This is a genomic window from Sporosarcina sp. P37, from assembly GCF_002109365.1.
Classification (GTDB): Bacteria; Bacillota; Bacilli; order Bacillales_A; family Planococcaceae; genus Sporosarcina.
The window spans coordinates 2,119,492-2,141,286 of sequence record NZ_CP015349.1; the positions used below are offsets into that span (position 1 = coordinate 2,119,492).

At 43.4% G+C, this 21,795-nt stretch carries 21 protein-coding genes and 1 pseudogene; 12 read left to right on the top strand and 10 right to left on the bottom strand.

Annotation, left to right across the window (positions count from 1 at the left end; genetic code table 11):
* Positions 1–92: 92 nt before the first annotated feature.
* The 5 genes from SporoP37_RS10925 to tatA all read right to left on the bottom strand — a co-directional run bounded on the left by SporoP37_RS10925 (position 93) and on the right by tatA (position 4,492).
* A complete protein-coding gene (locus tag SporoP37_RS10925; RefSeq protein WP_085430946.1) occupies positions 93–1,343 on the bottom strand; it encodes an Nramp family divalent metal transporter in 1,251 nt (416 codons plus the stop codon).
* 51 nt (positions 1,344–1,394) lie between these two features.
* Entirely contained in the window at positions 1,395–2,030 is a 636-nt protein-coding gene (locus tag SporoP37_RS10930; protein WP_085430947.1) for a helix-turn-helix transcriptional regulator, read from the bottom strand.
* A 108-nt stretch (positions 2,031–2,138) separates the two neighbouring features.
* Entirely contained in the window at positions 2,139–3,092 is a 954-nt protein-coding gene (locus tag SporoP37_RS10935; RefSeq protein WP_085430948.1) for an agmatinase family protein, read from the bottom strand.
* Between the two features lie 278 nt (positions 3,093–3,370).
* Positions 3,371–4,255 (bottom strand): twin-arginine translocase subunit TatC, encoded by an 885-nt coding sequence (gene tatC / locus SporoP37_RS10940; protein ID WP_085430949.1) that lies wholly within the window; start codon positions 4,253–4,255, stop codon positions 3,371–3,373.
* A gap of 12 nt (positions 4,256–4,267) precedes the next feature.
* Positions 4,268–4,492: a twin-arginine translocase TatA/TatE family subunit gene (tatA, locus tag SporoP37_RS10945; RefSeq protein WP_081243681.1), complete on the bottom strand. Its 225-nt coding sequence runs from the start codon at positions 4,490–4,492 to the stop codon at positions 4,268–4,270.
* A gap of 487 nt (positions 4,493–4,979) precedes the next feature.
* On the opposite strand from tatA, the gene SporoP37_RS10950 reads away from it, so the two are divergent.
* Entirely contained in the window at positions 4,980–6,233 is a 1,254-nt protein-coding gene (locus tag SporoP37_RS10950; protein WP_158233632.1) for an S-layer homology domain-containing protein, read from the top strand.
* Positions 6,234–6,356: 123 nt separating this feature from the next.
* Here SporoP37_RS10950 and SporoP37_RS10955 read toward each other — a convergent pair whose 3' ends face one another.
* From SporoP37_RS10955 to tnpB, 3 genes are all read right to left on the bottom strand, one after another.
* Positions 6,357–6,665, bottom strand: a complete 309-nt coding sequence (locus tag SporoP37_RS10955) for a DUF1284 domain-containing protein (protein WP_085430951.1) — start codon at positions 6,663–6,665, stop codon at positions 6,357–6,359.
* Between the two features lie 123 nt (positions 6,666–6,788).
* Positions 6,789–8,357 (bottom strand): IS66 family transposase, encoded by a 1,569-nt coding sequence (gene tnpC, locus SporoP37_RS10960; RefSeq protein WP_085431677.1) that lies wholly within the window; start codon positions 8,355–8,357, stop codon positions 6,789–6,791.
* Positions 8,358–8,424: 67 nt separating this feature from the next.
* Positions 8,425–8,778: an IS66 family insertion sequence element accessory protein TnpB gene (gene tnpB / locus SporoP37_RS10965; RefSeq protein WP_085430172.1), complete on the bottom strand. Its 354-nt coding sequence runs from the start codon at positions 8,776–8,778 to the stop codon at positions 8,425–8,427.
* 18 nt (positions 8,779–8,796) lie between these two features.
* Between tnpB and SporoP37_RS16970 the strand changes: the two genes are divergently transcribed.
* Complete coding sequence (locus tag SporoP37_RS16970; RefSeq protein WP_157118611.1) at positions 8,797–8,994, top strand: hypothetical protein; 198 nt, start codon at positions 8,797–8,799, stop codon at positions 8,992–8,994.
* 55 nt (positions 8,995–9,049) lie between these two features.
* On the opposite strand, the pseudogene SporoP37_RS17445 reads toward SporoP37_RS16970, so the two are convergent.
* A pseudogene (locus tag SporoP37_RS17445) lies at positions 9,050–9,148 on the bottom strand (DUF1284 domain-containing protein); the annotation flags it as partial.
* A 166-nt stretch (positions 9,149–9,314) separates the two neighbouring features.
* Here SporoP37_RS17445 and SporoP37_RS10975 point away from each other — a divergent pair.
* The 10 genes from SporoP37_RS10975 (at position 9,315) to SporoP37_RS11020 (ending at position 20,508) form a co-directional block, all read left to right on the top strand.
* The gene (locus SporoP37_RS10975) at positions 9,315–10,235 is read left to right on the top strand and encodes a DMT family transporter (RefSeq protein WP_085430952.1); all 921 of its coding nucleotides are present in this window, start codon (positions 9,315–9,317) and stop codon (positions 10,233–10,235) included.
* A 120-nt stretch (positions 10,236–10,355) separates the two neighbouring features.
* Positions 10,356–11,729, top strand: coding sequence for an alkaline phosphatase (locus SporoP37_RS10980; protein WP_369922959.1), 1,374 nt, complete (start codon positions 10,356–10,358; stop codon positions 11,727–11,729).
* A 353-nt stretch (positions 11,730–12,082) separates the two neighbouring features.
* On the top strand, positions 12,083–13,663 hold the full coding sequence (locus tag SporoP37_RS10985) for a PucR family transcriptional regulator (protein WP_085430953.1): 1,581 nt from the start codon (positions 12,083–12,085) through the stop codon (positions 13,661–13,663).
* Positions 13,664–13,788: 125 nt separating this feature from the next.
* Positions 13,789–14,436 carry an aspartate/glutamate racemase family protein gene (locus SporoP37_RS10990; RefSeq protein ID WP_081243686.1) on the top strand — a complete coding sequence of 216 codons (648 nt, stop codon included), beginning with the start codon at positions 13,789–13,791 and terminating at the stop codon, positions 14,434–14,436.
* Entirely contained in the window at positions 14,433–16,004 is a 1,572-nt protein-coding gene (locus SporoP37_RS10995) for an OPT/YSL family transporter (protein WP_081243687.1), read from the top strand. Before SporoP37_RS10990 ends, SporoP37_RS10995 begins: the two co-directional genes overlap by 4 nt.
* 13 nt (positions 16,005–16,017) lie before the next feature.
* Entirely contained in the window at positions 16,018–17,064 is a 1,047-nt protein-coding gene (locus SporoP37_RS11000; RefSeq protein ID WP_085430954.1) for an S-methyl thiohydantoin desulfurase domain-containing protein, read from the top strand.
* Between the two features lie 15 nt (positions 17,065–17,079).
* A complete protein-coding gene (locus SporoP37_RS11005) occupies positions 17,080–18,021 on the top strand; it encodes a DUF1177 domain-containing protein (protein ID WP_081243689.1) in 942 nt (313 codons plus the stop codon).
* Positions 18,018–18,689 carry an AroM family protein gene (locus SporoP37_RS11010; RefSeq protein ID WP_085430955.1) on the top strand — a complete coding sequence of 224 codons (672 nt, stop codon included), beginning with the start codon at positions 18,018–18,020 and terminating at the stop codon, positions 18,687–18,689. Before SporoP37_RS11005 ends, SporoP37_RS11010 begins: the two co-directional genes overlap by 4 nt.
* 41 nt (positions 18,690–18,730) lie before the next feature.
* A complete protein-coding gene (locus tag SporoP37_RS11015) occupies positions 18,731–19,600 on the top strand; it encodes a DMT family transporter (protein ID WP_085430956.1) in 870 nt (289 codons plus the stop codon).
* Entirely contained in the window at positions 19,597–20,508 is a 912-nt protein-coding gene (locus tag SporoP37_RS11020) for an aminopeptidase (RefSeq protein ID WP_085430957.1), read from the top strand. Before SporoP37_RS11015 ends, SporoP37_RS11020 begins: the two co-directional genes overlap by 4 nt.
* A 176-nt stretch (positions 20,509–20,684) precedes the next feature.
* Here the strand turns inward: SporoP37_RS11020 and SporoP37_RS11025 are convergent, their stop codons facing one another.
* Positions 20,685–21,758: a tartrate dehydrogenase gene (locus SporoP37_RS11025; protein WP_085430958.1), complete on the bottom strand. Its 1,074-nt coding sequence runs from the start codon at positions 21,756–21,758 to the stop codon at positions 20,685–20,687.
* Positions 21,759–21,795: the final 37 nt, after the last annotated feature.

Genomic DNA, 21,795 nt, shown 5'->3' on the forward strand with positions numbered 1-21,795 from the left:
ATGAAATAATTGCGCGAACGTATTTCCGCATTAAAAAGGCTGACCGGAAAGTCATTGAATGACTTTCTGGACAGCCTCTTCTACAATCACTCTTACAAATATACTTGAACTGCATCAACTAAACTATATCCTCCAAGGAAAATCGCAATCAAGATGACGATAGCCCCAATGATATTGAGTAAAGCTGAGTTGCGCTGATCTCCGATTAATTTCTTGTTATTCATAATTACAAACAAGTATACCGCAACAATTGGAAGCAAAATACCATTCAGCGCTTGTGCCGCAAGCAATACATCGAGTGGACTGAAACCAATTGCGGATGTGATAATACCAATGATTATAACACCGGAGAATATCATTTTGAATTTTTTATTCTTCATTCCGCCTTCCCACTTCATCACACTGCTGATTGCGACTGCTGCACCAAGCGGACTCGCGATAGCAGATGAGAAACCTGCAGCAAAAATTCCGATCGCAATAAATACTTTCGCCCATGAACCGAATAAAGGTTCTAATTGGACGGAAAGATCAGCCACGCTCGTCACTTCCATGCCCATCATCGTAGAAGCTGCTGTGATCAGTACTGCAGCGGTTATTAATCCGCCGATACAAATCGAGATGATGGTATCCCACCTTGCTTCCTTCAAGTCACTGACCTGCGTCCAGCGCTCCTGCACCATAGATGAGTGGATGAAGAAGTTATACGGGACGACTGTCGTTCCGACCAATGCAATAATCATAATGATCGAACCGTTCGGCATGCTTGGGATAAATGCCCCTGCAAACACCGCGCCAATATCAGGTTTTACGACAATCATTGTCGTAATGAACGTCACGCTCATGACGATCACGAGAAAAATCATTAACTTTTCGATTAGTTTATAACTTCCTGATAATCCCAAGAATAGAATCGCTACGCCGATGAAAGGGCTTACAATATGTGCTGGAATATTCGTCAATGTAGAGATGCCAAGAGAGGTTCCCATCAAATCACCTGAAATGTACGCAGCACAGCCAACACCAATAGATATAATGATGAGCCATATAGAAGCAAATTTCAGTAAAGGCTGCTTGAATTGGTCGTGTATCGCTTCGCCCAATCCTTTTTTTGAAACGACACCAAGCCGTGCAGACATTTCCTGAAGAACGATTGTCGCGATAATAGAGAATACCACTGCCCATAGAATGGCATAACCAAATCCAGCACCTGCACGAGTGGCGGTGGTGACAGTTCCCGGACCTATGAATGAAGCAGTAATAATGGCTCCTGGCCCCATCGATTTCACCTTTGAAAGTAACCCTTTTTTCTTAACTTGCTGTGTAGCGGGTACGTTAGCAACCATCTTCTTTTCCTCCCCTAATTGTTCCCACTTAATAGGCGAGGAAAAGAAAGGTCACTTTTCCTCGAGTGAGTTATAAATAGTTTGTTTGGATACACCTACTAAATCCGCAATCCGGTCGGCGGCCCCTTGAATCAAAAAGATTCCTTTACTTTCTAGCCGTCGTACAAAAGTAATACGGTCTTTACGTTTCAAGTTTTCCACATCGATTCCAAGCTCCACGATGGTGCTTTTCGTGATGTTATCGAACACCTCATCGATATGAGTTGCATATGTCTCATCGAAATGCTGCCCATCATAGCTTGTATCAGAACGGATCATTTCCTCAAGCACCTGCTGCAGACGATTGATTTCCGTGATATCCAAATTGATGCCAAGGAAACCAATCACTTTGCCGTCCATATCTCTAATGAATACAATGGAAGTCTTAATAATCTTTCCACGCGTCGTATTCGTGATAATACCATTCAGATCTTTAATATCCTCATTCTTCTTTTTCAATTCCTTCAAAATGACTTCTGTAGTAGGGGCGCCAACGGATCTGCCCGTTACATCACCTTTTAAATAAATTAAAGAGGATTCTACTTTCGTCACATCATGAATTACCACTTCACAATTCACATTGAACACGCTATATATGGCATCAGCCATTCGCATATAAGAATCGAAAATCAATTGGTTTGGATTCATATCTTTTTAACACTCCTCAGATTACATACTCTTTCTTATTTTCCTATACAAAGAAGGAAAAATCGACTGTTTTCGATCGAAAGATTTAGCAGTCTAAGAAGCAGTAGATTATTTTTCTTCTTTTTGCTGATTGTGAAGGATATTTCCTGCTAGTGCATATAGGATCAAAGTTGAAGCAAAATGAGCAGAAAATTGATTAGGATCTTGTTGCGGATAGATTTCCACGAAATCCATGCCAACTACGCCTAGTTTACAAATTTCATGAACCAATGTAAGTAATTCATAAGATGTCAAGCCGTTGCCATCTACCGGACCACCTGGATTAAATGCGAAGTCCAAAACATCACTGCAAATCGTCAAGTAAACGCAATCCACGTCTTTTGAAGCTTGTGCATAGATTTCTTTAGCCATCTCTTTTAAATCTTTATGGCCACGGATTTCGTTGATCGTAATAGTTACTGCACCAGCGGCTTTCGCATTGCGTCCGCTTTCAGGTTTATTGCGGGGACCGTGGATACCTGTATGAATAATACTTTCGTTTCGTACGCCTTCTTGTTCATACAAACGAGCGAATGGACTGCACCGAGCGAACTGGTCACCGTTGTGAGACGGAAGATTATCATAGTGAGCGTCCATATGAATAATTCCAACCTTTTTATCCTGCTCTGCAATCGCTTTCACGATAGGGTACGTTATACCATGATCACCGCCAAGGCCAATAACAAACTTTCCTGATTTCCATAACTCCGACGTGAAATCAGTAATTCGCTTCATCGTTTCATCTACATCTGCGGGCACGATGTCAATATCACCCATATCGCCTAGTGTGACATGTTCGAAAATATCCATGTCGTTAATTTCTGGAAGGTAGCCTGAGTAGCGTGCAGAACATAAGCGCATTACTTTTGGGCCGAGTTCGCAGCCGGTGTAATCACCCCATGTAACAGCGCCTTCCCAAGGAACTCCGTACACAATTACGTCTACATCCGAAATATCTTTTGTTGCTGATATATTTTTAGCCCCTAACATACATGGCGTATTGCCGTAGATCATTTCTGTCATCATGATTACCACCTTTAATTTTTTTAAAGAACTTTTACTAATAATAAAACTTGTTTTACTAATTGTCAAATAGTTTTAAAAAAATTAAATTTCAAGAGGGGAATATGGGCAGTTTTGAAGAGAGCAGGGAGAGGTATGAGCGGTTACATGAGTGAAGAAAGCGGTCAACATTCGCCATAGAGCAGATAAACGAATGGTTAAGCGAGTGCGTCATGAACTATCGTTTCACATATGAAAAAGCGCTCCACTGATGAAAATCAGTGGAGCGCTTTTGGGTGTTAAGCTGAAGCTTCCGAAGTCAGGCGGTTTTCCGTCCGCGTGACAATGAAAATACTTGCTTCGTACAATGCAATCATCGGAACGAGAATAATGAGCTGACTCAGGAAATCGGGAGGGGTGATCAGCGCGGATACTACCGCCAGTGTTACGTACGACCACTTCCTCACTTTCTTTAGCGTTTCTGATGTCAAAATGCCAATAGCCGATAAGAATAATGCCACAACCGGCAGCTCAAACAGCAAGCCGATCGGCATCGTCGTCATCAGTAAGAAACGGGCATATTCTTTCGCCGTAATCATGACTTCAAAATTCATTTTGCCTAGCTTCACTAAAAAGTTATAGCTTAATGGGTTGACTACATAATAGCCAAACGCCAGTCCGCCGACAAAAAGGATTAAAATTGCAGGGGAGTAGAGGCTCAGGAAGCGGCTCTCTTTCTGCGTCAGTCCGGGTTTTACGAATTGCCAGAGGAAATGGCAGACGAACGGGACGGATAATCCGAATGCCATCGCTGCGGAAATCGTCGTATAAAATGAAATGACTTCAATTGGGCTGAGCACTATCAATTTATAGCCGCGTGTAATGTACGGGAACCACAGATTGATCGTACTGAAAGTGCCGATGAAGAAAATCAGAAAGACGACGATGCTTTTAATGAGCTGCTTCCGCAAGTCTGTCAAGTGTTCGACCAGAGCAGGATCTACGTCTGACTCCTCGTCGCTTGGTTTTTCCGGCGGTATTCTTGGCTCGTCCGGTTGCGGATCGGGCTTCAGCTGTTCAGTGGAGGAAGTCTCCGCAGAGTGATCGTGCGGCGCAGCTTCTTCCATGGCTTTGTTGTCTGCCGGATTTGAATTTTTACGGTTCTGATCACTATACGGTTCCATCTTCTCACCTACTTATTTAGTATCTTTTCGTTCCAATTCATTCGTTTTGGCAGATGTGACAGTTGTTTTATCTTTCTCATCCTCGTCATCCATAATATCTTTTGCGGATTTTTTGAATTCCGCTAATGTTTTTCCGACAGCAGAGCCGACTTCCGGCAATTTACGCGGCCCGAAGAGAATTAAGATAATCACAAGGATGATAATAAGTCCAGGTACTCCGATTGCTGCTAAGTTCATTGTACATCCATCCTTTCAGTTTTGATTGGACGGGAGACCCGCCGTGTATACACTTTTTCTGTATTCTGTCTGCAAAACGGTGCACAAGTGCGCCAGTTACAGCAGACGGAATATATTCCCTATTATGATTGAAGTTTGCTGCGCCTACAAACATTTCGTTCTCCATGGCCCAAAGTACCAAGTGTTCATCCGCGATATCCATATGTCGACCAATCGTATTTATCGTTTTCATTACTTCAAACGGACATACTGGAATTGCCGATAGCTGTATAATGGTCTTATGCTATCAAACGAATATCTATTGGTCAAATAGCTTGCGGCAAAAAAAGTATATTTATTCAACACTGCGGCAGCTTGTCTAATAAAGCGGCAAAATAAATATTTTGATTATTTGGAATATAATTATATACGAATCAAACAGAACTTGGTAGAATAAAGATAACCAGTAACGTACAGCCGACAAAATACTATTAGAGGAGGAAAGATGATGAAACAGCCCCGTCGGATTTTCGTTTGGACCGTATTACTCGTCATGTTTTCATTTGTAAGTATAGGTTCCACGCAGGCAGCGGCAAAAGAATTTAAAGATGTGCCGAAGAACCACCCGAACTATGAAGCGATTCAGTATCTGCAGGAAAAGGGCTTCATAGGGGGGTACCCTGACGGCACGTTCCGACCGCAAGAAAACATTTCACGCAAGCACGTGGCCAAGTTACTGGACCAAGCTTTGAAGTTGCCACAGTCAAGTACTGCTGTAGTGTACAAAGACGTTCCGAAGACGCATCCGTATTATGGACCGATTATGAAATTAACGGCAGCTGGCATATTCAGCGGCGGCACGGATGGATACTTTAATCCCGAAGCACCGATTACACGGATTCAAATGGCGAAAGTACTGGATATCGCATTTGATTTGTATATGACGAAACAAAATTCATTTTATGATGTGTATATTGAGCATTGGGGCTATACACATGCCAATGCATTAAAAGCTAGTGGAGTTGCGAGCGGTTATCCTGACGGCGAATTTAGGCCGAATGACCCCGTCACGCGCGCGCACTATTCACAGTTCTTATACGCAGCCATCAAGGTGAAGGAAGCTCGTCCGGCGACAGACAAAGTAACAAAAGGTAAAGCGTGGGATCTCGTCAATCGCAGAACGTTTGAACTTGAGAAGACTATGCGTGATGCGCGGATGAATCAGTGGAGATATTCAGACATAAAATCTGCTCTGCGCATGAGTGCGACAAAAGCGTTTGTAGATGGCGGTCTGAAAGGTTACTACAATCCTGCATGTGTGGATTGCTATATGAACGTCTTGCCGTATATTAATAATGAGCCTTTGGTACGCTTTGAGTTTACGCAGCCGGATTCCAGCACACTGAATGTAAACACCATAGAATTCCAAAATGGCTATTCGGTTGGCGGATTTGTGGCTTACCAATTTAAAAAGCAAGATAATAAGTGGAAGATGAATTCGTTAACGTATACGAAGGTTGGTACGAAGAACTTCCAGCTGACAATCAATGAAGCCAAAAAAGTATTGGAAGCCGAGTTTATAACCTATGGACATAAAAATATTGTGGCAAAATATGTTACAACAACTCAGCAAGTTGAATTGGATCCGGTGACAGATGCGAAGTATACATTTGACCAGTATACGTTCAATCTGGATTCAGATTATGGACGCTTCAAAGTGAAATTCAATTCCTCAGATGGCTACACCTCATTTGTGAATTAACTAACGAAACGTGCACGCCATCGAGGCGGATGGATTGCACGTTTTTTGTATGAATTCATATTGTACGGTGACTTCGGTTTTGGAATGGAGGGCGCTGAAAGATAAATCTGCCAATGGACTACTTTAATCCGTTCCGCTCGGCAATACTTTTCTCAGACCGTTAGATTCTATAACACCTTCTACTCCTTCTTCGCAAAACCCATACGAACGCCAAGAACACGTCTCACACACTACCGCGATATCCCCTGGCACTACATTCAGCCGAATTCTTCTCTCGACCTCACGCCAAGGCAGCACGTCGCTGACCTTCAATCCAAGTCTGCGTAAAATTTCCGAATCCCTCACGTAAATCCCATCATCCTCGCAATGGTACGGCTGCCCTTCAGGAAACTTCGCACATAAATAATCGGGGCCTTTTATGATCTGAATCATCGTATCCGGCCGCTCCCGTAACACATCGTGGATCTTCGTAAGCCCGTAATATAAAAAAACGTACCTATTTGGTACGTCATCACAAATAGCCCGATTGCTTCCTGTTTTTGAAGCAGCGGGCTGTTATTTTTTACATTCCAGTTGGATTTGTGGCGACCACGGCAGATAGTCATCCAGTCGTGAAGGATTCTGGCCGAATTCCAGATTCGGAAGTTCCGAAAAGACCTTTTTCAAATACATATAGAAATCAATCCCATGTAATTTGGCGGTCTCTGCTAGGCTGAGACAGATGGCGTTCGCTTTCGCGCCCGCTTCGCTGACAGAGAATAGCCAATTTTTTCGACCGATCACGTTCGGACGGATAGCGTTTTCTGCCGGATTGTTATCGATTTCCAGACGACCATCTGTTAAGAATAGCTGAAGCTCTTTTTTCCGCTTCAACGTATAGTCTGCGGCTGTTGCCAGCGCATTCGTTCCGTAAAAAGGACTCTCTTCTATCCATGCGAAGAATTTTTTCACGATCGGCTTGGAATACTTTTTCCGCATCCGTCGGCGTTTCCCTGGCCGTAGTTGGCGAAACTCTCGTTCTAACGCATATAGTTGGTTACAGAAATCCACGCCGATTTGTCCATTCTTGGAGTTGGCTTTCAGCCAATACCTACGGACGTGCGCCCAACAGTTGGCGAATTGTATATCCGGCAGATTACCGTAAGCAGAATATCCGTCACAAATGACGGTTCCCCGAAATCCTTGGATGAAAGATTCCAAAACGGCACGAGAACGCGACAGGGAACTATGGAACAGCACCATGACAGGACCTTGGCAAGGAATCGTTTTGCACACCCAATTATAAGCCTTGCTTTGAGCCGGTTTACCGTCTGTGCGAAAGAGTACCTGAGCTGAGGTTTCATCCACATGCAGGACGTTCCGACAAGTCAACAGTTCTTTCATTCGCTCGTAGAGAGGAGCTAACCAGTCTTCGGTTGCACGGATGACCCAGTTAGACAAATTTTTGTCATTAGCTTTGAGCCCATGACGTGCCCATTCCTTTACCTGTCGGTAAAGGGGAAGATATTGCATGAACTTCTGGTAAATGACGTGGGCCAAGACACTCGGTCCAGCGACGCTTCTTTGAATGGCGGGCTGCGGGGCCTTTCCTCTGACAATCATGGAGGAAGTGTTCGAATCTGTCTTGCAGTGTGTACATTCGTAGGTATGTTCTACGTGCTGAATACGTTTCAGGCTAGCTGGGATGAATTCTGCCTCTTCCCGAACGACTTGACCCTCACCCATCTCTGTCAATGGATGCAGGCAGCAGTTGCATTCCAACTGCTCGGGATGATGATGAATGACTTCTGTGGGGATCCCCTCATCAAATAGATCATTTCGTTTCTTCGGACGTTTTCGGACAACAGTGTAAGAAATCATCTGTTGGCTTTGTTCTTCTGTCTGCTCAGAATCGGGAAAAGGGTTCTCGTCCTCATCGAATAAGGATCCTTGCCCGTCGGGCACTTGATACTTGGATTTCTCTGTTTTGGAACCAAATAATTGCTTGGTCAAATACTGTACCTGTTGAGTCAATGTCTCCACCTGTCGGGACAGCTTTTCATTTTGTTCATTGGAATACGCCAGTTGTTCTTCCAATAGCGCAATGACTTTTTCCAATGATTCTTCTGCTGAACGCTTGGCCATTTCCTTCACCGCTTTCCTTCTCGTTGTGAGTAGTATACCGGATTTCACAGGACGTGAATAGCTATTTTTAAAACACACCTCTTGCAGAAGGGGGAATCGCTTTTGGCTGTTGGATGGACAACCCTTCGAGCAGCCAGCGCAGTTCCTGTTGTGTCAGGTTCTTGACCTCCGTTTCACTCCGTGGCCATTGCAGTTTGCCTGTGTCTAGCCGCTTATACAACATCGCAAATCCATCCCCATCAAAGTAGAGACATTTATAGCGGTCTTTTTTCCAACCGGCGAACAAAAAGATGGAGTCGCTGTAAGGGTCAAGTTCAAAAGAGTCTTGGACTAATGTCGCCAGTCCATCAATGCCTTTTCGCATATCGGTCTTTCCGCAGACAATATATATATTCTGCACATCCGTATAATCCTGTTTCATGGATGCATCAGCTCCTTCATGACGGCTCGGATGATGCGCTCTTCTACGCCGTTATGGAAATGGATTTCCGCGTTCGCTATCTTGACGGAGCAAGTGCCCGGCGAACTGCTAGCAGGGGCAGCCGGAAGGCTGGGAGAGGAAATCGGATGTAAAGTCACGGGGACAATCGTTAACGGTTTTATTGTTGGCATGAAAAGCACCTCCCAAATCAAATAATAATTTGATCTTACCGGGAGGCGCTTTGAAAATATATGCGTTGTTTGATTACGGGCTTACGGATCTTCGTCATATTTTCCGCGTATTCCTCTGAATAGCCCATCCCCCGGTATCCGAGAAGGCAAAAGATGTGATGCCCGCGTAATTTGATCATAAACACCCGCCCTTTCTAAACTGCACATTAGTTAACTGAATTTATTATTCAGTATACACATAATGACGTGCATGAGGGAAGTGCGAGCTTGGCGGCATTGACTTTATGTATGTACCTTCTATAATTAGCCCAATACAGAAATATTCTGTGGGAAGGCTTGTGAAGAATGAAAGATATAAAAGTAATTATTTCATTAGTGCTCGTCATGTTCACATGGGGAGTTAACGTATCAGCACTCAAATATCTCGTGACCTATTTTGATCCGATCACTATGACGTCGCTGCGGATTATGTCCGCCGCTATATTGGTGTTTGTCATCTTATTTTTCCTTAAGAAAATTCGCTTGCCAAAGAATAGGGAGTGGCTATATATCATCGGAGGCGCTGCGACCAACGTAGTGATGCATCATTACTTTCTAGCGGAAGGACTCTCCAGAACGAGTGCTGCCAACGGAGGATTAATTTTAGGGCTTGGGCCGTTATTGACAGCGACTCTGGCTGTGTTCATTTTGAAAGAAAAGATCACCGGCATACGCACTTTAGGCTTTCTGTTTGGCGGTATAGGAGTAAGTATTGTAGTGCTTGGGGGCAGCGGAACAGTAGGCAAACCTTCATTCGGAGATTTAGAAATCTTCTTATCCATCTTGTCCCAGGCTGTTAGTTTTATGCTGATTAAAAAAGCTTCCAGAACAATGGATGCGAGGCTGCTGACAGGATACATGATGCTGGCCGGTTCCATCATTTTAGTCGTAATCGCACGCATCAAGGAACCGGGCGGCTTTGCTGAACTAAGTGAAGGAACAGCTGCTGTCTGGGGAGTATTCATGTTCTCGGCCCTGATTGCGACTGCCGTTGGTCACATGGCATATAATTCAGCCATTCAAACAATTGGTGCAGCACGCGCTTCCATCTTTTTAAATTTCAATACATTTTTCGCATTAATAGGCGCAAGTATATTTTTAGGAGAGTCCATTTATCCTGCACATTTTATCGGTTTGATATTTATTGTGGCAGGGGTCATCTGTGGCTCTGGGTCTTTGGAAATGTTTATAAGGAGCCGGAATAAACACGTACCGCCTGTCAGATAGTCAGTAGATTGTGATCGTTTGAAAAAGTTCTTTCCTTACAAAACATTTACATAGCCTTCTCAGGGTATTAATAATCTTCCTGTAGAGTTGAAGTTGATTACAAATACAGGAGGTTGTTTATTGTTGAATAAGATGAGTAAGAGAATTGTGCCTGTAGTAGCGCTATCAGCTGTTTTAATTGGCGGAGCAATCTGGACTGGGAATTATTCAGCGAGTTCAGCTGGTGAAGTGAAAAAGGAAGACACTTCAGAGATTAAGAACATCATATTCTTGATTGGAGATGGTATGGGGAGTTCCTACACATCAGCTTATCGTTATTTCAAAGATGATCCGACTACCCCTGAGATAGAGTTAACAGAGTTCGATAAATATTTGGTTGGGCAACAAATGACGTATCCTGATGATGACGATGAGTCGATTACAGATTCAGCGTCTGCGGCAACGGCCATGTCATCAGGTGTCAAAACATACAATAACGCAATTGCAGTAGATAAAAAGAAAGAGCGCGTGGAAACCGTCCTAGAAGCTGCAAAAGCAGCTGGAAAATCGACTGGCCTCGTCGCTACTTCTGAAATCACACATGCTACGCCTGCAGCTTACGGTGCTCATAATGAAAGCAGAAAGAATATGGATGAGATTGCCGATGATTATTATAACGAACGCATCAATGGGGAGCATACAATCGATGTCCTTCTAGGCGGCGGAAAAAAACACTTTGTCAGGAAAGACATGGACCTGGCGTATTTATTTGAACTGCACGGGTACGGCTATGCCACTACAAAAAAAGAATTATTGGAGAATAAGAACGACAAATTACTTGGATTGTTCGCGGATGGCGGTATGGAAAAAATGATTGACCGTTCGCCAGAAACACCATCACTGGAAGAAATGACAGAAGTTGCGATTGAGAAATTGAAGAAAAATGATGAGGGGTTTTTCCTTATGGTGGAAGGCAGCCAAATCGACTGGGCAGGACATGATAATGATATTGTCGGTGCGATGAGTGAAATGGAAGACTTCGAAAAAGCATTCAAAACAGCCCTCGAATTTGCGGCGCAAGACGAACACACATTAGTTATTGCTACTGCGGATCATTCAACTGGAGGATTATCCATAGGAGCGGATGGCGTATATAATTGGTCAGTGGATGCTGTCAAGGCAGTGAACCGTACGCCGGCCTTCATATCGCAACAAATCGCAAACGGTGCCGATGCAGAAGAAGCATTAGTACGCTACACCGATCAAGAAAGTTTGCCATTGGAACAGAAAGAAATTGAAGCAGTCAAGGCAGCAGGGACAGAGGCAAGTGAAATTGAAACAGCTATCAAACAAATCGTCGACAAACGTTCCCATACTGGCTGGACAACCGGCGGACATACAGGTGAAGACGTACCTGTTTATGCTTATGGACCATCCAAAGAGCGCTTTACTGGCTTGTTAGATAATACGGATCATGCGAACATTATATTTGAAATTCTTGCGGGCAAGAAGTAAGCCGATGTACTGAAAGGTGAATGAAAAAGATGCTGGAACATGAACAGAAAATCTGCTGTGACCAACCATGATCACCAAATTAACACCGCGTAAACCAGAGTTCGTGCAACCTGGTTTTGCGCGGCTTTTCTATTTGATGGAGTGTAGTCCCAACCTTATACTTGTGCTCGCTGTTGACCGACATACAATATAGTTGAAGTGAATATGAAAGGCAGAAGCAGTGGAAAAGCGGTGTAAACATGTTATGGAATTTATTGTTAGATAAAGAATAATAAATATTAAAAACGCTAACTCTCTTTCTAAGCGTATAATACACAGTATATTGTATACTATTAACTCAGGGGGGATTACAGATGAATATTCAAGACGCATTAGCGATTGGTGACTTGACGAAAAGTAAGGTTGTTGCTGGATCTACTGGTATGACACGTACAATCACCTCTATCGAAGTAATGGAAGTTCCTGAAGTAGTCAGCTGGGTTACACCCGGGATATTAGTAATGACAGCGTTTTATTCCATTAAGAATGATAAGGACAAGCAAATTGAAATCGTTCAGACGTTAATTGAAAAAAATGCGGCAGGTATTGTCATCAAACTTGGCCGATTCGTAGATGCATTGCCTGAGAAAATGCTGGCAATTGCGGATGAAGCGGACTTCCCCATTATAGTCATACCGAAAAATGTTTCCTATATCAATGTGCTTGCTCCCTTATATGAGCAGTTATACAAAGAGAAGCGGTTAAAGGAAAACTCCTACCAGCCGCTAATAGATTTTGAATCTAAATCGTTCGCCTCTCTTTCAATAGCAATGGAAGAATTGAGTGAAATTATCGGAGGGCCATTATATATAGAAGATGAACAAGGTTCGCTGCTTTATTGTACGGAAAAGTTTCTGCCGAATGGCTGGCGGGATTCCAGTGCTTTATTCTCTAGACCGATTCATGAGGACTATGTAAAGCTTACCGGGGAATGGAAGAGTTCCCTGATACAAACCGGGGGAACTTCGCTGAAAATTGACGGTTTTCGGAAGATCCTTATCATGCCGTTACTGTCTAACAAACACGTCTTTGGAATGCTTCATATCCCGTATACAGAAAAATTGGAAGCAGGCAACAGCCCAATTGAAAACCTGAAAGAAACTGCTGAAAAGATAGAAGAATTATTTATGAACGAACAGCTTTATTTGCAAAACAAGCGAATTGAACATCTTAAACGTCTGGAGCAATTTAACCAAGTGGATGAGGAAGGCCTTCAGTTAACGGAATACTTTGTTATTCGCTTCCATACCGGCTGGTTTGAAAAACATGATACATTGACACATTATCTGATTGATCATTCAAATATAGTATTAAAAGAGCTCCTGCTCATGATGGAAGACATTCCGGACTGCACTTTTACATTATTTGAAAAGCATGGTTACTTCTATGGATTGCTGGAATGTGAAAAAAACAAGGATATGTCTGTTATGCAATCACTAAAAAAAATGGTTACAGAGAGCGCCCATTCACTGACAATCGCAGTGGCTCCAATTGAAAAAGACAGTCGCTTGCTGACGGACAGTATCCGGTTGGCGGATAAAACTATGGAAATCGGACGCCTTATTAGAAAAGAAGAGAATTTCTATACCTATGATCAATTGGGCATTTATGAGATTCTTATCAACTTAACGTCACAAAGTGCGGTGAAAAATTATACAGAGGGCATTTTAGAGCCGTTGTCTGCAAATCAAAATAAAGAGTTACTTCACACGCTGGAAATCTATTTGAATGAGAATGGAAATGTGACAAAGGCATCGGAAAAATTATTCATTCACAGAAGAACACTGACATTCCGGCTGCAAAAAATACAAGAACTGCTGCAAATGAATATTGATGACGCGGAAAATCGCTTCATTTTGAACTTTTGCTTGCGAATAAAATCTGTAGATCAGTAGACGTCTCTGAACGTCTATTTTTTATTGTGTAAATTATGTGCAATGCAGTTGACTGAATATTGCACACTACTAACATTACATTGAATAGTCAAACTATTTATAATCAATTCAAAGGAGTGATGGAAATGTTGGGAATCATCAGGGTTTTGACAACAGACGATGAAAAGATTTTGCTAGAGCATGGAAGGCGCATGTGGGAAACAGATCAAATTCAATCGATTACACGATGTATCCCAAATCAGCCAAATGGCATTTACGATCATAAGACAGAAGCAGAAGCGGTCCCAAAGATCATTTCTCTCGCTCAAGAACTCATCAGTGAACCTGGGGTCAATGCCATTACGATTAGTTGTGCCGCTGATCCGGGGCTGCAGGAAGTAAAGGAAATAGCCAATTTTCCTGTCATGGGTGCAGGTGCATGTGGGGCTAAGGCGGCTATGCAAGCAGGACAAAAAGTTGCGGTGATAGGAATTACGGATACGGTTCCGAAAAATATCAAAAATGAATTAGGGGACTGTTTTCATTCTTATACACATTCGCCAAACCTGCAAAAAACTACGGACCTGTTTACTGAACAGGCAAAAGCAGAATTACTGGCACTTGCGAATGAAAGAGTTAAATCGGGAGCCAATGTTTTATTGTTTGCCTGTACAGGATTTTCTACGATTCGCCTGAAAGCATATTTATCAAAAGCTATCCAAATACCAATTATTGATTTGGTTGAAGCGCAGGCAGCCGTATATAAGCAATTCATAAAGGAGGGCAAGGGATGAATACAAAGACAAAAATATTTGATATACCGTTTGTAATATTTTCTATAATCATTTCAATATTTGGAGCCATCATTGGGATGCAGCTGATTACATCTTTAGGAATTACGCCGAACACATCAATTATCGGTGCGCTGATAGCGATGCTGATTGCCAGAATACCCATGCAGATGTTTTATAAATATCGTTCTATAGAGAATCAAAACCTTATTCAGACGTCAATCTCAGCGGCTACTTTCGGAGCGGCGAATAGTTTGCTCATTCCGATCGGTCTTCCATTTGTAATGGGGATGCCAGAGCTCATTACACCGATGCTAATTGGTGCAGGACTGGCTTTGTTCATCGATGTATTTATTCTCTATAAAGTATTCGATTCCAAACTATTTGGAGCAAACGAAGCATGGCCGCCTGGTATTGCGACTGCTGAAGCTCTAAAAGCAGGGGATCAAGGCGGTTCAAAAGCAAAATTCCTTGGCATCGGTATTGGAATCGGGGTAATCGGTTCGTACTTCGGCATTGCAATGTCAGCATTTGGTGTGGCATTTATCGGAAACATTTGGGCGTTACTCATGTTCGGTATTGGTCTATTGCTTCGAGGCTATTCCGTTCCGATATTCGGTGTAGATTTAAATGAATTCTATATTCCGCACGGCATGATGATTGGTGCGGGCTCAGTTGCCTTACTGCAATTCGTCATCACGCTTTGGCAGGCGAAGAAACAAAAGAATGCGCAGCGTGAAGAAGCTGACTATAGCTGCACGCGCTCAGACAGTGATGTGAAAAAAGGATTTGGCATCGGTTTTCTGCTGTATTTAGTGTCCGCTCTGATTTTAGCGGTTATTGGCGGAATCATCGGCGACATGTCTGTTACACAGACTATTACGTTTGTACTGTTTGCAGCATTTGCAGCATTAGCCAGTGAAATCATCGTCGGAATTGCAGCCATGCACTCGGGCTGGTTCCCGGCGTTTGCGGTGACATTGATTTCCTTGCTTATCGGTATGATGTTAGGCTTCCCGCCGATTGCACTTGCACTACTTACTGGTTTTACGGCTGCGACAGGTCCAGCATTTGCTGATTTAGGCTATGACTTTAAATCAGGTGCAATCTTACGGAATCATGAAGTAAAAGCAATAGAGATATTTGGCCGCAGGCAGCAATTGAAAAGTTCATTAATCGGTTTTGGGGTAGCGGTTGTCATGGTCGCACTTTTCCATGATTCCTTCTTCGCACAAGATCTCGTACCGCCAGTAAACTACGTCTATGCTACTACGATTGAAAGCGGCTTGGGCGGAAACGTTGGCATGTTGCTTCTTCTATGGGCAATTCCAGGAGCAATTATCCAATTAATCGGCGGTCCCAGAAGACAAATGGGTATCTTATTCGCGACGGGGCTATTGATCGTTAATCCAATCGCAGGCTGGGCTGTACTTGTTGGTATCACAATTCGGTTTATTGTACTGAAAGTAAAAGGTCCAGAGGCAGAATCTGCAATGTATACCATGGCGGCAGGATTTATCGCTGGGGACGCAATCTACAGCTTCTTCACATCACTATGGAAAGCAAAGTAATGGAGGAATAATTATGACAACAAGAACACTTACAAAAGAAGATGCTATCAACGGAGTATATGGAGGCTGTATTTTAGGCGGCGGCGGAGGAGGCTGGATCTCAGATGGCTTGGAGAAAACAGAGCAAGCTTTTGCTCTCGGCTCACCTCAACTTATCACGATAGATGAATTGAAAGATGAAGATTATGCAGCCTGTGTATCACTGGTTGGTGCCCCATCTGCAAGAAATGTATATATCAATAGTGAACAGCTCGTTTCAACAGTGGAACGAGTACAGCAAGAATTTTCAAAACCGATTAAAGCGCTCATGACAAATGAAAACGGCGCGGCCACTACTATTAACGGCTGGCTCCAAGCAGCTGCAACAGGACTTCCGTTTTTGGATGCGCCATGCAACGGCAGAGCCCATCCAACAGGATCTATGGGATCTTTAAACTTATCGGAAGAAGAAGGCTACGTGTCAATCCAAGCATATGCTGGCGGAGAAGGTGCCCGGCGAGTAGAAGGTGTTATCACCAGTACGCTGGATATTTCATCAAACGTAGTGCGTTCAGTCTCCGTAGAAGCAGGCGGCATGGTAGGAGTTTGCAGAAACCCTGTATCCATTGGTCATATTAAAAAACATGCTGCGGTAGGCGGAATATCACAAGCTATTGAACTTGGCGAAGTCTTCTTCTCGGCAGAAGGCCCTGACCGGATCGAAGCGGTAGCTGCTCATTTAAAAGGCCGCGTCATTCATTCAGGCACAATCAGCCAGTTCGAATTAAAAGCTGTCAAAGGGTTTGACGTCGGCTTTGTCCAAGTGGATGATCTGGAGATGACGTTTTGGAATGAATATATGACGGTGGAGATGAATGGAGAGAGAAAAGGGACGTTCCCTGATCTCATTATGACATTTAACGCTGAAACAGGAATGCCCGTTGTCAGTGCGGAGCTGGAGGAAGGAATGAAGATCGCAGTAATTTCTGTGCCGAAAGAACATTTGAAATTAAGCTCGACGATGTTCAATGAAAAATTATTGCGTGTGATTGAACCGATTATTAACAAAACTATTCTTTGAAAAGGATGAGTACTTATGTCATTAAAATATACAATGGACGTTATGGAAATTTTAGATGATATCCATGTCAGCGGAAAACAAATAGTCGATTTATTCGAGGGATTTGAACATTGTGAAGCTTCTTATAAGACAGTTACAGGTGCTGAAGGTTCTACAGACTTCGTGAAAATCATTGTCAAAGGAACAGAAGGCCGGCTTAGCGGAGGGGAGGCTCGAACACTTGGAATCGTTGGCCGTTTAGGCGGAATAGGGGCGCGTCCTCATAGAATAGGATTCGTATCAGACGGAGATGGGGCGGCGGCAGCGGTTTCAATTGGTGTAAAACTCGCCAATATGTCGGTAAGGGGTGACCGTTTGCCCGGCGACGTCATTATTACTACACATATCTGTCCAACTGCCCCTACACAGCCACACGAGCCAGTGGATTTCATGGGATCACCAGTAGATATCCTGACGATGAATCAATACGAAGTAGTACCCGAGATGGATGCGGTTGTTTCCATCGATACTACAAAAGGAAATCGGGTAATTAACCATCGCGGAATCGCACTGTCACCGACTGTAAAGTCTGGATATGTACTGAAATTCAGTGATGAATTACTTAGAATTATGGAAATGACAACAGGGGATCTGCCGGTAACATTTGCGGTGACTACGCAGGATATCACTCCTTACGGGAATGATGTCTATCACATTAACAGCATTCTGCAGCCTGCAGTCGCAACAGACGCCCCCGTAGTAGGTGTGGCAATCACTGCTAAAACAGCTGTACCAGGCTGTGGAACGGGTGCAAGTCATGAAGTGGATGTAGCGCAGGCAGTACGATTCACTATCGAAATTGCTAAAGAATATACAAGAGGTCAAATTGAATTCTATGACAGAAAAGAATTTGAACGTTTGGAAATGCTGTATGGTTCTATGAAACATCTCCAAACACTAGGGAATGAAGAAGCATGACAAAGAAAATCATAGGTGTTTTGACAATCGGACAGTCGCCGCGAACGGACGTGACTCCATTCATTCAATCCTATATGGGGCCAGACGTCACGATTATAGAAAGCGGAGGATTAGACAGCTTGACGGAAGAATCTATTCATTCTGTTGAACCTGAAGACACTGATACTACTTATATTTCCAGATTGCGAAATGGCCAGTCCGTAAAAATCGGGAAAAGCAAACTCCTCCCTTTATTGCAGAAAGAATTAACCGAACTGGAGAGTAAAACGGATATTACATTAATGTTATGTACAGGTGATTTTCCCGCATTGCGCACGAAAAATCCTATTATCTATCCCGATCAAGTGCTAAATGAAATGGTTAGCGCTATGTCACCGTCATGTCCGCTCGGGCTGATCATTCCATTAGAAGAGCAGAGAGAGAAATTGCTGGCGAAATGGGATCAGCAAGGGCTGAAGCTGCTTTCAGAAGCAGCATCGCCCTATGAAAAAAGTGATATCGCAGGAGCTGCACTTGCACTGCAAGAGCGAGGTGCCAGTATGATTGTGCTTGACTGCATGGGCTATGATGAAGAGCATAAATTGGAGGCTGTAAAGAGCAGCGGGCTGCCGGTGATTTTGCCGCGTGCACTGGTTGCCCAAGTCCTGTCTGAGTTTGTGTCTGAATAGACCCGGTTTTCCGGGTCTTTTTTACATGGGGGGGTAGTAACATGCCAGTTATCGCTTTATTCTTGCTCAGCGTACTGTGGGGCTCGACATTCTATTTTACTAAGTTATTATTACCAGACTTCCATCCAGTGTCTATTGTATTTTATCGCTGCATATTTGGCGCGCTGACATTATTGCCATTTTATCTAATGAAAAAAGAGAAAGGAAAATGTACTTGGGACGAGGTTCCTTTACTGTTGGGAATTCCTTTGCTGAGCGCAGGGATACCGTGGATACTAATGAGCATCAGTTTGCAGAACTTAGACACGACGATCAGTGCAGTGTTAAATGCAACGGGTCCGATATTTGGTGTGCTGCTTACTATGATTTTATTAAGAGAACGTGTAGAAAGAACAGCCATTATTAGTGTCATTGTTGGCTTCACGGGGATTTTCATTGCTTTTGCAATTGGTTCAGCAGAGACGAAAAGCTTTCAGGCAGGGAGTGCGATTATATTGCTTCTGGCTGTGAACTTTTATGCGTTATCGTCTGTGTTAACAGGGAAGTTCTTAACGAAGTATTCAGTCGTGACCATATCCCTTTGTTCTATGACGGCTGGCATCCTCTTTTCAGGTCCTATCATGCTGGCGGCGGATCCAGGCAGCCTGCAAGGATTTACAGACAGTCAAAATTTCTACTGGTTTTTGCTGCTGGGCGGAGTCAACTCGGGTATAGGAAATTTACTTTTTTATCATATAGTGAAGTCTGGCGGAGCCATTTTTGCGCTTTCGATTACGTATTTGATGCCTATCACAACAATTTTTTTAGGTTATTTTTTATTGAGTGAACCAGTAGGCCTGGGAACCTTTATTGCGTTAGTATTTGTGTTATATAGTGTATATTTATCAAAAAGAAAGGGTGCAGCAGAATGAATAACTTTCAACAAACAGTTTCTAAGCTAATGGTAAATAACTTTGAAGTAACAAAAGACATCAATGTGTTAGTTCTAATGGATAAGAGTACTGAGGAATTGGGTAAGAAATTTGCAGATGCCCTGCAAGAGGATGGCTGGAAAGTACGTGAATATTGCATGGAAGATCGCACGAGGTCCGGAGAAGAACCTCCTCAGGAAGCTGCAGATGAAATGTTGAAATATGATCTGGTGTTTTGTTTGACGAAGCATTCATTGACTCATACAGTCGCCAGAAAGAATGCCAATACTCATGGAATCAGCGTCATTACAATGCCGGGTATTACCGAAGATATGTTTTTAAACGGTGCGATGTCCGCTGATTACAGCCGGGTGGAAGAGGAAACGTTTAGTATGACGGAGAGATTAACAGAGGCGAATACGGTTACTATTCAAACAGGGGAAGCGCATGAACTAGTCATACCAGTAACCGGCCGTGACGGAGTACCAAGCACAGGGGTATTCCGCGGACAAGCGGCGTCTGGAAACCTCCCGTCTGGCGAAGCATATATTGCGCCGCTTGAAGGGGAAGCGGAAGGAAGAATTGAAATAAACGGATCAATTTCGGGTATAGGATTAGTGGCGGAGCCTGTACTATTAACGATAGAAAAAGGCCGGTTAATTGACGCCAGCGGAGAGGACGGAAAGAAATTGCTGGAACTGCTGGGTGATGGGGACGGAAGGTATTTATGCGAACTAGGTATTGGGACAAATCACGCAGCTCGTTTAACCGGCAATATTCTTGAAGATGAAAAAGCGTATGAAACAATCCATGTCGCATTTGGTTCTAATCATACATTTGGCGGAAAGATTAAAACAAATGTGCATATTGATTGTGTGACGAAAAATCCAATAGTAAGTTGGCAATAATATTCATAAATAAAGTTTAGTCAATTCTGTTAACGGTCAAAAGATTACAGCAAAAGAAGTTGAAGCTCAAAACACGAGCCGCAACTTCTTTTTTTGCGGACTGGTTATTTCAGCTGGTATACCACTCAACAGAAGAGATCAAAGAATTAAACACATGACCGGGATGAATTTCATCGTTACACATATTTAGATTCAATTATATCCACTATTGCATTTCCTAATTCTATTGTACTCGCGCTGCCGCCTAAATCAGGAGTCAGCGCAGATTTTGTCGTCAATAACTCCTCAATGGAATCCAGCAACAGTTTTCCAAGGTCTTCATATCCAAAGAAATCGAACATTTGACTGGCTGACCAGATTGCTGCCAATGGATTCGCGATATGCTGTCCGGCAATATCGGGCGCGGAGCCGTGCACTGGCTCAAACATAGAAGGGTACGTTTTTTCAGGGTTAATATTCGCTCCGGCAGCGAGACCCATTCCGCCAGCAAGTGCGGCACCAAGATCGGTTAAAATATCACCGAACAGATTGGACGTGACGACAACTTCAAACCGTCCCGGATCTTTAATCATCAGCATGGCAGCGGCATCGACAAGATAGCTTGCCGTCTGCACATGCGGATAGTCTTTGCTTACTTCTTCAAACACTTCATCCCAGAAAACCATCGAATAATTCAGCGCATTTGCTTTACTGATGCTCGTCAGTGTCTTCCCCATAGCTGAAGCAGTTTCAAATGCATAGCGAATGATGCGCTCCGTTCCTTTGCGGGAGAAGACGCCTGTCTGCAGTACGACTTCTTCTGGCTTCCCTTTAAACAGCCAATCACCGGCACCCGCGTATTCACCTTCACTATTTTCGCGAATAAACAGCATGTCGATCGTTTCCTTCGAACCGTTTTCAATCGGACAAGGAGCTCCATTCAATAGCTGGATCGGCCGAATATTCACATACTGATCAAACTGCTTTCGGATAATCAAGAGCAGATCCCATAAGGAAATATGATCCGGGACCCCCGGAAAACCGACAGCCCCTAAATAAATGGCATCGAACTTCTCCAACTGTTCCATCCCGTCAGGCGCCATCATACTTCCGTGCTCCAGATAATATTCACAGCCCCACGGAAAATACGTGAACCCAAAGGACAGGCGGCCATCCAATTCCGCTGCCTTTTTCATTACCTTTATGCCTTCATCAACCACTTCCTGCCCAATTCCGTCTCCGGCAATTACCGCAATGTTAAATGTTTTCATGTTTCCACTCATTTCTGTTTATCATTATATTCCGTTA

Excerpts from the sequence above, each read along its gene's own strand:
- SporoP37_RS10925 (WP_085430946.1), bottom strand. The coding sequence starts at position 1,343 with ATGGTTGCTAACGTACCCGCTACACAGCAAGTTAAGAAAAAAGGGTTA.
- SporoP37_RS10930 (WP_085430947.1), bottom strand. The coding sequence starts at position 2,030 with ATGAATCCAAACCAATTGATTTTCGATTCTTATATGCGAATGGCTGAT.
- SporoP37_RS10935 (WP_085430948.1), bottom strand. The coding sequence starts at position 3,092 with ATGACAGAAATGATCTACGGCAATACGCCATGTATGTTAGGGGCTAAA.
- tatC (WP_085430949.1), bottom strand. The coding sequence starts at position 4,255 with ATGGAACCGTATAGTGATCAGAACCGTAAAAATTCAAATCCGGCAGAC.
- tatA (WP_081243681.1), bottom strand. The coding sequence starts at position 4,492 with ATGAACTTAGCAGCAATCGGAGTACCTGGACTTATTATCATCCTTGTG.
- SporoP37_RS10950 (WP_158233632.1), top strand. The coding sequence starts at position 4,980 with ATGAAACAGCCCCGTCGGATTTTCGTTTGGACCGTATTACTCGTCATG.
- SporoP37_RS10955 (WP_085430951.1), bottom strand. The coding sequence starts at position 6,665 with ATGATTCAGATCATAAAAGGCCCCGATTATTTATGTGCGAAGTTTCCT.
- tnpC (WP_085431677.1), bottom strand. The coding sequence starts at position 8,357 with ATGGCCAAGCGTTCAGCAGAAGAATCATTGGAAAAAGTCATTGCGCTA.
- tnpB (WP_085430172.1), bottom strand. The coding sequence starts at position 8,778 with ATGAAACAGGATTATACGGATGTGCAGAATATATATATTGTCTGCGGA.
- SporoP37_RS16970 (WP_157118611.1), top strand. The coding sequence starts at position 8,797 with ATGACGGCTCGGATGATGCGCTCTTCTACGCCGTTATGGAAATGGATT.
- SporoP37_RS10975 (WP_085430952.1), top strand. The coding sequence starts at position 9,315 with ATGAAAGATATAAAAGTAATTATTTCATTAGTGCTCGTCATGTTCACA.
- SporoP37_RS10985 (WP_085430953.1), top strand. The coding sequence starts at position 12,083 with ATGAATATTCAAGACGCATTAGCGATTGGTGACTTGACGAAAAGTAAG.
- SporoP37_RS10990 (WP_081243686.1), top strand. The coding sequence starts at position 13,789 with ATGTTGGGAATCATCAGGGTTTTGACAACAGACGATGAAAAGATTTTG.
- SporoP37_RS10995 (WP_081243687.1), top strand. The coding sequence starts at position 14,433 with ATGAATACAAAGACAAAAATATTTGATATACCGTTTGTAATATTTTCT.
- SporoP37_RS11000 (WP_085430954.1), top strand. The coding sequence starts at position 16,018 with ATGACAACAAGAACACTTACAAAAGAAGATGCTATCAACGGAGTATAT.
- SporoP37_RS11005 (WP_081243689.1), top strand. The coding sequence starts at position 17,080 with ATGTCATTAAAATATACAATGGACGTTATGGAAATTTTAGATGATATC.
- SporoP37_RS11010 (WP_085430955.1), top strand. The coding sequence starts at position 18,018 with ATGACAAAGAAAATCATAGGTGTTTTGACAATCGGACAGTCGCCGCGA.
- SporoP37_RS11015 (WP_085430956.1), top strand. The coding sequence starts at position 18,731 with ATGCCAGTTATCGCTTTATTCTTGCTCAGCGTACTGTGGGGCTCGACA.
- SporoP37_RS11020 (WP_085430957.1), top strand. The coding sequence starts at position 19,597 with ATGAATAACTTTCAACAAACAGTTTCTAAGCTAATGGTAAATAACTTT.
- SporoP37_RS11025 (WP_085430958.1), bottom strand. The coding sequence starts at position 21,758 with ATGAAAACATTTAACATTGCGGTAATTGCCGGAGACGGAATTGGGCAG.